The 14,334-nt window shown below is 35.7% G+C and carries 8 protein-coding genes, 1 tRNA gene and 2 pseudogenes; 6 read left to right on the top strand and 5 right to left on the bottom strand.

The genetic code is table 11. From position 1 onward, the window contains the following. Positions 1–188 precede the first annotated feature (188 nt). Positions 189–1,142: a calcium/sodium antiporter gene (locus ABW636_RS16465; RefSeq protein WP_367591158.1), complete on the bottom strand. Its 954-nt coding sequence runs from the start codon at positions 1,140–1,142 to the stop codon at positions 189–191. A gap of 174 nt (positions 1,143–1,316) precedes the next feature. Here ABW636_RS16465 and ABW636_RS16460 point away from each other — a divergent pair, with 174 nt between their 5' ends. Next, the gene (locus ABW636_RS16460; RefSeq protein ID WP_367591157.1) at positions 1,317–1,466 is read left to right on the top strand and encodes an SsrA-binding protein; all 150 of its coding nucleotides are present in this window, start codon (positions 1,317–1,319) and stop codon (positions 1,464–1,466) included. A gap of 73 nt (positions 1,467–1,539) precedes the next feature. On the opposite strand, the gene ABW636_RS16455 is transcribed toward ABW636_RS16460, so the two are convergent. After that, a complete protein-coding gene (locus ABW636_RS16455; RefSeq protein WP_367591156.1) occupies positions 1,540–2,397 on the bottom strand; it encodes a M57 family metalloprotease in 858 nt (285 codons plus the stop codon). Positions 2,398–2,843: 446 nt separating this feature from the next. Here ABW636_RS16455 and ABW636_RS16450 point away from each other — a divergent pair, with 446 nt between their 5' ends. Then, entirely contained in the window at positions 2,844–3,659 is an 816-nt protein-coding gene (locus ABW636_RS16450; protein ID WP_367591155.1) for a hypothetical protein, read from the top strand. 46 nt (positions 3,660–3,705) lie between these two features. On the opposite strand, the gene ABW636_RS16445 is transcribed toward ABW636_RS16450, so the two are convergent. Continuing rightward, entirely contained in the window at positions 3,706–4,218 is a 513-nt protein-coding gene (locus ABW636_RS16445) for an adenine phosphoribosyltransferase (RefSeq protein ID WP_367591154.1), read from the bottom strand. A 378-nt stretch (positions 4,219–4,596) separates the two neighbouring features. Between ABW636_RS16445 and ABW636_RS16440 the strand changes: the two genes are divergently transcribed. The 3 genes from ABW636_RS16440 (at position 4,597) to ABW636_RS16430 (ending at position 6,412) form a co-directional block, all read left to right on the top strand. Next, positions 4,597–5,931 carry a hypothetical protein gene (locus tag ABW636_RS16440; RefSeq protein ID WP_367591153.1) on the top strand — a complete coding sequence of 445 codons (1,335 nt, stop codon included), beginning with the start codon at positions 4,597–4,599 and terminating at the stop codon, positions 5,929–5,931. A gap of 136 nt (positions 5,932–6,067) precedes the next feature. Then, positions 6,068–6,295 carry a putative signal transducing protein gene (locus ABW636_RS16435; RefSeq protein ID WP_367591151.1) on the top strand — a complete coding sequence of 76 codons (228 nt, stop codon included), beginning with the start codon at positions 6,068–6,070 and terminating at the stop codon, positions 6,293–6,295. A gap of 43 nt (positions 6,296–6,338) precedes the next feature. Then, positions 6,339–6,412: transfer RNA gene (locus tag ABW636_RS16430), tRNA-Arg, on the top strand. Positions 6,413–6,607: 195 nt separating this feature from the next. Here the strand turns inward: ABW636_RS16430 and ABW636_RS16425 are convergent. Together ABW636_RS16425 and tnpA are read right to left on the bottom strand one after the other, a co-directional pair. Continuing rightward, positions 6,608–6,694, bottom strand: a pseudogene (locus ABW636_RS16425) (IS200/IS605 family transposase); the annotation flags it as partial. 211 nt (positions 6,695–6,905) lie between these two features. Beyond that, positions 6,906–7,199: pseudogene (gene tnpA / locus ABW636_RS16420) on the bottom strand (IS200/IS605 family transposase); the annotation flags it as partial. Positions 7,200–7,574: 375 nt separating this feature from the next. On the opposite strand from tnpA, the gene ABW636_RS16415 reads away from it, so the two are divergent. Further along, entirely contained in the window at positions 7,575–14,309 is a 6,735-nt protein-coding gene (locus ABW636_RS16415; protein ID WP_367591149.1) for a T9SS type B sorting domain-containing protein, read from the top strand. The last annotated feature ends 25 nt before the right edge of the window (positions 14,310–14,334 follow it).

Genomic DNA, 14,334 nt, shown 5'->3' with positions numbered 1-14,334 from the left:
GGTAATAAACTTAACTGATCTTGATCATAGGTCTTAAAAACTACTTTTCTACTCATTCTTAAAGTTAAAAAATAACTCAAAAATCTACAAAAAAAAGACTGCCTTTTTAGACAGCCTCTTTTATATGAATAGTATTCTTTTCAAAAACAAAAGGCTTTTATCGATATAAATCCTTTGTCTCAATCTTTTTATTTCATAAAAACCAGTGCTATAAACACACAATAAGCTGTAAAAATAAAAACTCCTTTTGGCCTACCCAAAATCATTTTTTTAGGAATAAATGCGAGCGGAAGTAAAACCATAGCAAACCCCAGCATCCAATAAATATTTACGCTCATTAACGTTTCATCCTTAACTATAATTGGCTGGATGATTGATGTTATTCCCAAAACAGAGGCAATATTAAAAATATTTGAACCAATCAAATTTCCTAATGAAATTGCTTTTTCTTGTTTTAACGCAGCTATTACAGAAGCTGCCAACTCTGGTACACTTGTCCCTACAGCAATTAATGTAACCGCAATAACACCTTCACTCACCCCCATTGTTAAAGCAATTGTTTCGGCACCACTTACCAGTAGTTCAGAACCAAAATACAACGCCGCACCTCCAATAAGTAACCAAATAATTATTTTGAAATTAGAAGTTTTTTGTAACGTATCATCTACATCTTCTACCATAGTATCAGAAAATTTCCTTGCTCTTCTTATCAGTAAAAAAAGATACAATACAATTGCCGCCAACAATATACCTCCTTCTAATTGTGTCAACACTGCATCATTTTCTAAAAAAAGAAACAACACAAAAGATAGTAAAACCATCACTGGCCAGTTAAACTTATAAAAATCTCTATCTATCGCCAAAGGGCCAATAATTGCTGTAATTCCCAGTACCAGTCCTATATTGGCAATATTAGACCCAATTACATTTCCTAAAGAAATATCAGACAATCCATCCATAGCAGCCTGGATACTTACCAATAACTCTGGAGCAGAAGTTGCAAAAGAAACAACGGTCAAACCAATTACCATTCGAGATAATTTGAGTCTAAACGATAACGCCACCGAAGATCGTACCAAAAATTCCCCTCCTACAACCAGAAGTACAAGTCCTATAATTACATAAAGTATACTTACAAACATCTATTTTAAAATTTGTTTGCGAAGATACTATTCTTTTGTTCAAATCGAAGCTTATTTCTTAATGCTAATCATAAAAAAATAACGTACCACCAGTTCTCTTCGAATCTTGTTTCAATACATCACTATTCACAAAATTCATCCTACAAAACATGAGATTTTTTGTATTTTTGCCCTATGAAAAAACAATTCTTTTCGACTCTGGCAAAAATTAATAAAATAATATTACCCAGTTTTACAAAAAAGAGACTAGACCTTAGTAAAGCATCCAAGTTACAACTCCTTATTTTTGGATGGAAACTCTATGTAACCAAAAGAGCATTATAGACAAGGCTAGATTTAAAAAAAAATAGCATCCGTTTTCACGGATGCCATTTCACATCATATATTAACTCAACACTTAATAAAGATACTCAAGAGCGACTCTATCAAATTGACCAAATTCTCCGTCACTAGATGACAAACAAGCATTCATAATAGAAGATGGGTCTTGGCTGGCTCCAGGTGTCCCTGGAATACGAATCGCACCTTCTGGAAACTGACTTTCTCCTGATTGTCCACAGGAGTTTCTTGTGTTCCAATCGGTATGTCGTAGTCCAAAGCAATGTCCTATTTCGTGTGTAAATAGCCCTTCTAATATTTGATCATTATTAAAGTTGTTTGCACCACCATTAATAATAATTCTTTTAAAAGGTTCTCCACCCGATGGAAAACCGGCTCTACCTCTTACTCCATCTTGCGCAATCACAGAACCACTTGTTTGAGTGTAAGCAACAATATCATTGCTATTAAAATTAGTGGTAAAAACAATACTAAACTGAATAGATGTATTAAGCGCGTTGTAATTATTTACAGCATATCTTAATGCTCTTTGCGCTACCGTACTTAATCCAAATCGATTGTTACCGTTGTAACCAACTACACGAACAGTTCTAGGGGTACTAACCAAATTAGTTGTGTGGTACTGCTTTGATTGTACTCCATCCCCTACGTCCATTCTCCATAGTTGCTCTTCAGAAATAGCAATATCATCACTTACAATTAACATTGTCTTCTCTGTACCATCTATGTCTTCATAAGTTTTACGTTCGACACTAGTGGGGTTAAGGCTTATTGATTCTAATTTATCCAGGATTTTGGAAGAAATTTCTTGCGAATTATTATCGTCAACAGGATCTAGCTGTTCTTTTTCGCAAGAGGTAAGTAAGACGACACTTATGGCCACAAGTATCCCTAGTCTACATTTAAAATTTTTCATAAAAATTGAGTTTGTGTTAAAAAATCAGCACTGGTTAGGTGCTTCGTTAAATTTTTCGAATATAATATTAAATTATCTAAAACTGATACTTTATAAACCGATTTTAATCTATTTAAAGCATAAATTTTTCCTAATAAAATCACTCAAAAAACCAGACATCACATATAACATGTCTTTCATCGATATTTTACAAATAAAACCGTAACTACTCAACTCAAAAAAGATTGATATCATCTCATAAAACCACAAACATTATAAGTAAAATACTACAACTAGTGATTAAACAAATAGTACAAAAGTAATAACAAGTAATTATTAGGATGTAGCTTCATATACAAAATGCTTTAGGTAGTTTTTTGCAACATTATGAATTGATTTTCGTACTTAGTATTAAACCATCGAGAAACTATAGTTTAATCAACACCACATTAGCAAATTTTATACAGATGAGAAAATGGATTATTACAGGAATCGGTGTACTAGGTATACTTTCCTTAACAGCGTTTACAACAACTCCTTATAGCCTACCAACAGTCAACAAATTACAATCTGATGAAATAACAGCGGTAATTAATAAAAATACCACAGAAAAAGATCTGGAAGATTTAAAAACATTCTTTTCTGAAAACGGAATTGAATTACGAATCAAAAAAGTATCATTTAATGACCAAAACGAAATTACAAGTTTAAGTCTTGTACTCATAAAAGAAGGTTCAAAAAGCCAGTATTCATCTTCTTCAAACACACCCATTTCTGAAATAAAATTAGGATATAAGTCTGGCAATCTATTTATTACCAATTCAAAGACCTATGATATTTCTTCTTTAAAAAGCTTATCCAATTTTAACCACCCTACTATAAATATGGATAGCCTTATGAAAAAACATAATTTTGCTTTTGACTTTAATTTTGATGAAGAAAACGATTCTTTATTCTTTAAAGGTAATTTTGATATGCAAAAGCTAAAGGATCAGATCATGCAATCTTTTACTTTTAGTAATGACGAGAATGGCAACTTTTCGTTTAATGGGCACGTACCACAATTTCAGCATCATAAGTCACAAAAATATAGTTTTATTGACAACCCAGATATCGAAAAACTAATTATTATCGATGGTAAAGAGGCTGACTTTAACACGTTAGATTCTCTGTCCAAATCAGATCAATTAGAAGAAGTAGATATCTTAAAGCCACAAATAGCTATCAGTATTTATGGAGAAAAAGCAAAGGATGGTGCAATTATAGCCATTACCAAAAAGTAATAAATGATGTAGTAAAGATAAAGTCTTCTTTAGGGCTTTATCTTTACTAATATTTTAATAACGCAGCAACTGGTGAAGTAAGCTTTGCTCTACCCTCAAGAAAAATAAGTTCCATAATAAAATTGCACTGCACGATCACTCCTCCCAAATCTTCTACCAATTTACAAACTGCCTCTGCTGTACCGCCCGTTGCAAGTACATCATCATGAATTAACACCTTTTCTCCTGGTTTTATCGCATCAATATGGATTTCTAATGTATCCTCGCCATACTCTAATCCATAACTTATAGATTTTGTATTGTATGGTAATTTCCCTTTCTTTCTAACAGGCACAAAACCGGCTTGTAGTCGTTCTGCAATCATTGCTCCCATTATAAACCCTCTGGACTCTACTCCTATTACTTTATCAATTTTTACATCGTCAGGAATTAATGCCATCAATCCGTTTACACAATTAATTAACGCTTCTGGATCAGACAATAATGGTGTTATATCTTTAAACAGAATTCCAGGTTTCGGAAAGTCTGCAATGTCTCGTATATATTTTTCTAACTTCATGTGTCGAAAATAATGAAATAAACAAAATAAGCTTCAAAAAAGACGAAAAGCTCCTTCAAAACTAAAATATATCTAAAAAACGCTCTTCAATTATTACATATTTTTACATAAAAACCTATTTTCATTATAAATTAAAACTCATTTCAAGGTAACATAATTACATTTAAAAACATTTATCACTTATTAAACACTAACACTGTAATCAGTTTTAAGGATTTTATCACATATTTTTTGCCGGTACTTTTCCTTATGATATATTAAAAAAAGGGAAAACAACTATCTATTAATTTTTTAAAAAACCATTAGAAAACATGTGAAATTTTACTTCTACTCGTAAGCGAAAAATAATCAATTAATCATTTTATAAACAAAATAAGTATGTTAACATTTTTAGGAATCACAATGATTCTAGCAGGAGTCATTATCTTTATTATCAAACCCCTTTTTTCTACCTCAAAAATTTTAAACTGGTTTACCAAACAGCGTAATTTTCAAATGATAGGACTAGGCTTTTTACTAAGTGTTGTATCTGGTATATTTTTTTATGCAGAACCTGGTACTGCATACGCGGTACAATATCCATGGGGTAGTCAAAAAGCTGTAGTTAATCAGGGAATTAACACCAAAATGTGGGGGCGACTAATCCCGATACAGTTCGAACTTCCTATCAAATATGTGATACCCGATAAAGAGGGGGAATTAGGAGAACAAAGTAAATATGCCAATGTAGATGTAGCAAAATATTGGGCATTTAGCGATGCTGTAAAAGCCAGGATAGCTACTTCTGTTGTGATAAGTATAAACACAACAGATGAAACTCAATTTTTATCGGTTGCAGATAGAAACAAAACCGAAAAAAACCTGATTCGCTCTCGTATTATCCCCAATATTGATCAATCCATAAAAAACACCTGTAAGCTAATGGATGCACAGGATTACATCTCTGGGCAAGCATCAGATTTTGATCGATACTTTAAGGATCAATTAGAGAATGGCATGTACGTATTAGAAGAATATGTTGCCAATGAAGCCAGAGAAATGATAGGAGACAGTACTATTGTACGAACAATTGTTAACAAAGAATCTAAGCAAAAGCGTTTTAGAATTAAATACAAAGATGGGCAACCGGTACGAGAAACAGGAAACTCATTAAAATCATATGGGTTAACTGTGGTTCAGGCCGTAGTTACAGAAATTGATTGGGAGACCACGTTCGATAAAAGGTTGCAGTTACAAAAAGAAGAAGTCGCACAAACCCAGCTTGAAAAACAACAGGCAGAGCGAGAATTTTATCGTGCACAAAAAGAAACTGCAAAAGGAGAAGCAGAAAAAGCTGCAGAAAGAGCACGACTAGAAAAAGAGCAGATCCAAAAAACGATCGAGGCAGAAACCAAAGCCAAAGTAGCAGAATTTAATTTGATAGAAGAACGAAAAAATTATGAGGTTGCCCAGTTTAAAGCCAAAACTCAAAAAACAATGGCAGATGCACAATCGTATGAGAATGCTAAATTGGTAAACGCAGGTCTTACTCCGCAAGAACGAGCAGAATGGGAATACAAAACCTCTGTAAATATTGCACGAGAGCTTAAAGAACTTAAATTACCCGAAATATATATCCAGGATGGAGGAAAACAAGGTAGCGAGGGTAACCTTTTACAGTCATTGATTGGTGCCGAACTGGCAAAAAAAATGATGGATAACAAAAATAAATAAAGAGTAAGTTAGATTGAACAGGGTGATTTGATTCACCCTGTTTTACAAGACAAAGTCGATTTTAAGGTTTTAAAAAAAAATCACACTTACTATCATAATAACTAGTATTAAGTATAACATTATAAAACCTATTTTTATGAAAACATATCAAAAAGCATATACCGGATCTACTATTTTAGTAAGTAGGCTAGCTAATTTATTACACGACAAAAACATCTTGTCGATCATCAAAAACGATAAAGAATCAGGCAGACTAGCAGGTTTTGGAACCACAGGTGATGTTGTTGAATTGCATATTCTAAATACTGACATAGAAGCTTCTAAAGAAATTATCGAAAGTTTTAAAAAAGAAATTGAAAAATAATTTTTAAAACTATAAATTCCTTGTATATTTGCACCCGCAAAACGGCCTCGTAGCATAACTGAATAGTGCACTTGATTACGGCTCAAGAGGTTGCAGGTTTGAATCCTGCCGAGGTCACAAAAAGAGACAAATATTACATTTGTCTCTTTTTATTTTACTGAAATACAGCTATTTATGTTAAATTTGGTTCGATCTTTGTCTCATCAAGTTGTGTTTTTCAAAAATACCTAACTGATTGATTTTCAAAAGTAAAAAACCTCCACTAAAAACGGAGGCTTTGATTTTCAGATTAGACTCAAAGGGTCATAACACTCATTCATGATGTTCCTGATATTTCACGTATCGTTTAATCATATCTTCATCCAGTCCAACTGTACTAGCAAAATAACCTCTTGACCAAAAATGATTACCCTAATAACCTGAGTTCGATTAATACCTAGTATTCTATAAAAAGCGTCAATTCGGGTGGTTTTTTGTAGTAAAATGGAGAAAAATTGTATCTAGAATAGCTTTTTAGTACTGAAATGCTTGTTTTCGATACAAAATTCTTAACAGAATTTCACTCAAACTGACGCATTTCAGATTAATCGAACTCAGGTTAATAAGGTTTTTGTTTCAAATTTGGGTATGTCTTGAAAAGCTTTATTGCAATTTTTCCTTTCAAAATACCCATATACTCTGAAACAGATACTTTTGGTGGAATCGAACAGACCAAATGAATGTGATCTTTTTGCACATTCATTTCTACTATTTGAACATCCTTCCAAGTACTGATTACTTGCAAATCGTGCTCAACCAATGATTTGATCATTCCTTCAAGTATCTGAAAACGATACTTCGGTGTAAATACAATGTGATAGTCACATTTGTAATAGACATGTGTTAATTTTCTATATTTACTCATCTTAAAAAGTTTTAGATGGTAAACCTAAAAAATGGCAAAGCCTTTAAAACATGACCAACTTCAAAGACGGTGGTTTTCTATAAGCAAATAAATAAATTCTAATTGTTGTGAAGGGGATAGGAAAGCTTTAAAGTAACTTAACTTTTTTAATCATTCTAAATGATAGTATTACCTTCCTAAAACGTCTGGCAAATATCAAAAAATGACATTAATAATTTGAAAAATAAAGAAACTTATACTTTTAATCGATTATTTATGAATTTCAACGATTTTTTTGTTAAATTCCTTTGCTAAAAAAATGTTAAAAAAATATCTAAAATATACCTTTACATATTATCCCAACACCCAAAATTAACTAACCAAAAATGTAAACACATGAAAAGAAATTACCCCTTCTCTTTTATCCCTATTTTTCTTTTTTTTCTTTTTTTTGCTGGTATAACAAGCCATGCACAGAACTATAGTGGTATAACAATCACAGGTGTTCAGAGTGGAAACGGTACAGGTACGGCAGTTTTTACCGCCACTTCTGTAGACAATCCTAATATTGCTTTTGTTCGGACCACTAGAATTAGTGGAGCGGCTGGTAACTGGACATTTTTATCCCCTGATAACATACGTTGGTCAAATACTGCAACGGGTAGTGCGGTAACATTGTTTGAGTTTTTAGATAGTGGTTTAAATCCGGTACAAGATGATTATCGATTAACATTTAATGATTTAGATGGTCCCAATAACGAAGCAGTAGAATACACTTGTGATTCAAACTTTAGATTTGTAACAGGAGATCCCGACGTTAATATCACACCAACTCCTTCTGGTATTCTGGCAACAGGAACCATAGGAGGAGCGGCAGGGTCTGTAATGTTTGAAATAAAAGATACAGGAACTTTTAATTTGATACTGACTGGAAACAGTGGTTTTGTCAAAAATATCGATTTTAATTTTACAGAGTTTACATTAAGTCCTCCATTTTTATACGATATATGTGCCGGCGATACAGACGGCGATACTGTCAATGATGATTCGGATTTTGACGATGATAATGATGGAATTCTTGATGTTGATGAAGCAAACGGAAATAATCCCGATGGAGATGCAGATGGCGATGGATTACCAAATTTTCAGGACATAGAAGATAATGCTGGTCAACCAGGAATCCCTGCTGGCGATGGTTCAACAACAGATTATACCGATGCGAATGGTGATGGAATTCCAGATGTATATGATACCGATGGCGATAGTATTCCTAATCATTTAGATTTGGATAGTGATAATGATGGAATTCCAGATAATGTAGAAGCACAATCAACTGTTGGATATGTGGCTCCTAGTGCCACGGTCGATGGTAATGGAGTACCCGATAATTATGGAGGTGGTTTCTCAACGCTTCAGAATAGTGATGCTTTATTAACAGTATCAGATGCTGTTCCGGATTATTTGGATAACGATAGTGATAATGATGGATTTAGTGACACTTTTGAAGCTGGTATCACATTAACAGGAACCGATTCAGACAAAGACGGTTTGGATAATGTTTCAGATACAACCGGAGATTATTCTGATGCTAACGGAAATGTAGATGTACCCTCCTCCTTACCAGATGCAGATGGAAACGTATTTTCAGGTGGAGATGTCGATTTTAGAGATACCTTGGATTCAGATGGAGATAATATCCTTGATATTGATGATGATGATGATGATAATGATGGAATTACAGATGTTGTTGAAAATTTGGGGAATGATCCATTTGGAGATGCAGATGGTGATGGAGTTATAAACTTTGCAGATAATTTTGATAATGGAACAAGTGGTGATGGTTCAACTACTGATTATACAGATACAAATAATAATGGCGTTCCTGATGTTTATGACATTGATGGAGATGGTATAGCAAATCATTTAGATATAGACGCAGATGGTGATAATTGTAATGATGTTATTGAAGCTGGTTTTACCCCAAGTGGAACCAGACCAGGAGAATTACAAGGGACTGGATTTAGTTCTAGTGGATTGGTAACAGGAGGTACAGATGGTTATACCACTCCTGATTCGGCTTATGTGAATAATGGTCCAGATACTGATAGTGATGGTATTGCAAATACTTGTGACACCGATGATGATAATGATGGAAATCCCGATACTACAGATCCTAATCCTACAGGAGCTGATGCAGAAAACGACCTATTAACTGTAGTTGAAGGTACTACTAATGATGTGAATATATTAACCAATGATGATTTTGTGCCAGGAGCTACTACACTAATTACTCGCACAGGAGGAAACGCAGGTGGAACAGTAACTTTTGATCCCTTAACTGGAATCATGAACTATACTCCTGCACCTGGAGAAGAAGGCAGTACAGTAACTGTGGTTTACCAAGTATGTAATGATGTAAATGCAGATAGTCCAGGTAACACAACCGATGATGTATGTGAAGATGCAACAGTAAACATTACCGTACAAACCGATACTGATGATGATGGCAATCCTGATGTAACCGATACAGATGATGATAATGATGGAAATCCAGATACTACAGATCCGAATCCGCTTGTACCAACGACTATGGATGATAATCTAACTGTAGTTGAAGGTACTACTAATGATGTGAATATATTAACCAATGATGATTTTGTGCCAGGAGCTACTACACTAATTACTCGCACAGGAGGAAACGCAGGTGGAACAGTAACTTTTGATCCCTTAACTGGAATCATGAACTATACTCCTGCACCTGGAGAAGAAGGCAGTACAGTAACTGTGGTTTACCAAGTATGTAATGATGTAAATGCAGATAGTCCAGGTAACACAACCGATGATGTATGTGAAGATGCAACAGTAAACATTACCGTACAAACCGATACTGATGATGATGGCAATCCTGATGTAACCGATACAGATGATGATAATGATGGAAATCCAGATACTACAGATCCGAATCCGCTTGTACCAACGACTATGGATGATAATCTAACTGTAGTAGAAGGAACTACCAATGGAGTGAACATACTCACTAATGATGACTTCCTACCAGGGGCTAACACCCTTATTACAAGAACTGGTGGAAACGCAGGTGGAACAGTAACCTTTGATCCACTAACAGGAGTTATGAACTATACCCCTTTAGCCGGTGAAGAAGGCAGTACAGTAACTGTAGTATACCAAGTATGTAATGATGTTAATGCAGATAGTCCAGGTAACACAACCGATGATGTTTGTGAAGATGCTACGGTAAACATTACCGTACAAACCGATACTGATGATGATGGAACTCCAGATGTAACCGATACCGATGATGATGATGATGGAAATCCAGATACTACAGATCCGAATCCGCTTGTACCTACAACCATGGATGATAATCTAACTGTAGTAGAAGGAACCACCAATGGAGTGAACATACTCACTAATGATGACTTCCTGCCAGGAGCTAACACCCTTATTACAAGAACTAGTGGAAACGCAGGTGGAACTGTAACTTTTGATCCCTTAACTGGAGTTATGAACTATACCCCTTTAGCCGGTGAAGAAGGTAGTACAGTAACCGTAGTATACCAAGTATGTAATGATGTTAATGCAGATAGTCCAGGTAACACAACCGATGATGTATGTGAAGATGCAACAGTAAACATTACCGTACAAACCGATACTGATGACGATGGTACTCCTGATGTAACCGATACAGATGATGATAATGATGGAAATCCCGATACTACAGATCCGAATCCACTTGTACCTACAACCATGGATGATAATCTAACTGTAGTAGAAGGAACCACCAATGGATTGAACATACTCACTAATGATGACTTCCTACCAGGGGCTAACCACCTTATTACAAGAACTGGTGGAAACGCAGGTGGAACTGTAACTTTTGATCCCTTAACTGGAGTCATGAACTATACTCCTGCGCCTGGAGAAGAAGGCAGTACAGTAACTGTAGTTTACCAAGTATGTAATGATGTAAATGCAGATAGTCCAGGTAACACAACCGATGATGTTTGTGAAGATGCTACGGTAAACATTACCGTACAAACCGATACTGATGATGATGGAACTCCTGATGTAACCGATACAGATGATGATAACGATGGAAACCCAGATACTACAGATCCGAATCCGCTTGTACCTACAACCATGGATGATAATCTAACTGTAGTAGAAGGAACCACCAATGGAGTGAACATACTCACTAATGATGACTTCCTACCAGGGGCTAACACCCTTATTACAAGAACTGGTGGAAACGCAGGTGGAACAGTAACCTTTGATCCCTTAACTGGAATCATGAACTATACTCCTGCGCCTGGAGAAGAAGGCAGTACAGTAACTGTGGTTTACCAAGTATGTAATGATGTAAATGCAGATAGTCCAGGTAACACAACCGATGATGTATGTGAAGATGCTACGGTAAATATAACAGTACAGACCGATACTGATGATGATGGAACTCCAGATGTAACAGATACCGATGATGATAATGATGGAAATCCAGATACTACAGATCCGAATCCGCTTGTACCTACAACCATGGATGATAATCTAACTGTAGTAGAAGGAACCACCAATGGAGTGAACATACTCACTAATGATGACTTCCTACCAGGGGCTAACACCCTTATTACAAGAACTGGTGGAAACGCAGGTGGAACAGTAACTTTTGATCCCTTAACTGGAATCATGAACTATACTCCTGCGCCTGGAGAAGAAGGCAGTACAGTAACTGTGGTTTACCAAGTATGTAATGATGTAAATGGAGATAGTCCAGGTAACACAACCGATGATGTTTGTGAAGATGCTACGGTAAACATTACCGTACAGACCGATACTGATGATGATGGAACTCCTGATGTAACCGATACAGATGATGATAATGATGGAAACCCAGATACTACAGATCCGAATCCGCTTGTACCTACAACCATGGATGATAATCTAACTGTAGTAGAAGGAACCACCAATGGAGTGAACATACTCACTAATGATGACTTCCTACCAGGAGCTAACACCCTTATTACAAGAACTGGTGGAAACGCAGGTGGAACTGTAACTTTTGATCCCTTAACTGGAATCATGAACTATACTCCTGCACCTGGAGAAGAAGGATCTACGGTAACCGTAGTATACCAAGTATGTAATGATGTTAATGGAGATAGTCCTGTTACGACTTCAGATGATGTTTGTGAAGATGCTACAGTAAACATTACCGTACAGACCGATACTGATGATGATGGTACTCCTGATGTAACCGATACAGATGATGATAATGATGGAAACCCAGATACTACAGATCCGAATCCGCTTGTACCTACAACCATGGATGATAATCTAACTGTAGTAGAAGGAACCACCAATGGAGTGAACATACTCACTAATGATGACTTCCTACCAGGAGCTAACACCCTTATTACAAGAACTGGTGGAAACGCAGGTGGAACAGTAACTTTTGATCCGTTAACTGGAGTTATGAACTATACCCCTTTAGCCGGTGAAGAAGGTAGTACAGTAACCGTAGTATACCAAGTATGTAATGATGTTAATGCAGATAGTCCAGGTAACACAACCGATGATGTATGTGAAGATGCAACAGTAAACATTACCGTACAAACCGATACTGATGACGATGGTACTCCTGATGTAACCGATACAGATGATGATAATGATGGAAATCCCGATACTACAGATCCTAACCCACAAATTCCAGTAGCTAATGATGATGTTCAAATTGTGACGGCTGGGATATTAGGAACTATAGATGTATTGACCAACGATGATTTCCTGCCGGGAATAAATACATCACTAACGAATACAGGATTAGGTACAGCTACAGGAGTTATAAGTTTTGATCCATTAACAGGCGATTTAAGTTATACCGCTACAGCAGCAGAAAGTGGAACTATTGTAACTGTGGTATATCAGGTATGTAATACGGCAGTGACTCCAAATGTTTGTGAGAATGCTACAGTAAATATAACAGTAATAGGGGATGATTCGGATAATGATGGCATTCCTGACCCTATAGATCTAGACGATGATAATGATGGTATTCCTGATACTGTAGAACAAGGAGGTAATCCAACGTTAGATACAGATGGAGATGGGATTATAGATAGTTTAGATCTTGATTCTGATGGAGATGGAGTGTTAGATGTTATAGAATCAGGAGGTAATGGATTAGATGTCAATAATGATGGACAAGTTGATGGCCCTTATGGTACAGACGGAATTGCTGATAGTATTCAAAATACGCCTGATGATGGTATGATTAATTATACCTTAATGGATAGTGATGAAGATGGTACTAGCGATTTTCAAGATATTGATGATGATGGTGATGGAGTGTATACCATCAATGAGGATGTTAATATTGATGGTAGCCCTGTTGGAGATGATAGCGATGAAGATGGTATCCCCAATTATTTAGATACCGATGATGATGGAGATGGAATATCAACAGAAGAAGAAAATCCCAACAATGATGCAGATGGTGATCCCTTTACTGGTGACACTCAAGATACTGATGGTGATGGAATTGCAGATTATCTGGATACTGATGATGATGGAGACGGTGTAAACACAATTGAAGAAGATGTAAATGATGACAACAACCCATTAAATGATGATACCGATGCAGATGGAGTTCCAGATTATTTAGATACCGATGATGATGGAGATGGAATATTGACAATAGATGAAACACCAGACCCTAATGGAGATGGTAATCCAGATGATGCTTTTGATAGCGATGGAGATGGAACACCAGATTACTTAGAGCCAAATGATTTTGATACAAATTCTGAAGATGATCTTGAAGTTTTCAATGTAGTTACTCCAAACGGTGATGGAGATCATGACATTTTTATAATTAGAAATATCGAAAATTTCCCAGCCAATGAGCTAAAAATATTTAACAGATGGGGTGTTTTAGTTTATGAAGCACTAGGATATGGACGTAATGGAGAATATTTCAGTGGAGAGTCTAATGGAAGAGCAACGATCAATAAGGATCGACTATTACCAGTAGGGACTTATTTTTATGTCTTAACCTACAAAACAAGTTCAGGAGAGACTAAAAAACGCTCAGATTATTTATATATCAACAGGTAAACTTAAAACTTAAAATTGGGGAGTA

This window comes from Aquimarina discodermiae, assembly GCF_040786235.1.
Classification (GTDB): Bacteria; Bacteroidota; Bacteroidia; order Flavobacteriales; family Flavobacteriaceae; genus Aquimarina.
Note: the sequence above shows the minus strand (reverse complement) of the source record. Positions and strands in the feature narration are given on the sequence as shown.

Bases quoted from the DNA above. Each gene is read 5' to 3' on its own strand.
- ABW636_RS16465 (WP_367591158.1), bottom strand. From the start codon at position 1,142: ATGTTTGTAAGTATACTTTATGTAATTATAGGACTTGTACTTCTGGTT.
- ABW636_RS16460 (WP_367591157.1), top strand. From the start codon at position 1,317: ATGAAAAAACAATTCTTTTCGACTCTGGCAAAAATTAATAAAATAATA.
- ABW636_RS16455 (WP_367591156.1), bottom strand. From the start codon at position 2,397: ATGAAAAATTTTAAATGTAGACTAGGGATACTTGTGGCCATAAGTGTC.
- ABW636_RS16450 (WP_367591155.1), top strand. From the start codon at position 2,844: ATGAGAAAATGGATTATTACAGGAATCGGTGTACTAGGTATACTTTCC.
- ABW636_RS16445 (WP_367591154.1), bottom strand. From the start codon at position 4,218: ATGAAGTTAGAAAAATATATACGAGACATTGCAGACTTTCCGAAACCT.
- ABW636_RS16440 (WP_367591153.1), top strand. From the start codon at position 4,597: ATGTTAACATTTTTAGGAATCACAATGATTCTAGCAGGAGTCATTATC.
- ABW636_RS16435 (WP_367591151.1), top strand. From the start codon at position 6,068: ATGAAAACATATCAAAAAGCATATACCGGATCTACTATTTTAGTAAGT.
- ABW636_RS16415 (WP_367591149.1), top strand. From the start codon at position 7,575: ATGAAAAGAAATTACCCCTTCTCTTTTATCCCTATTTTTCTTTTTTTT.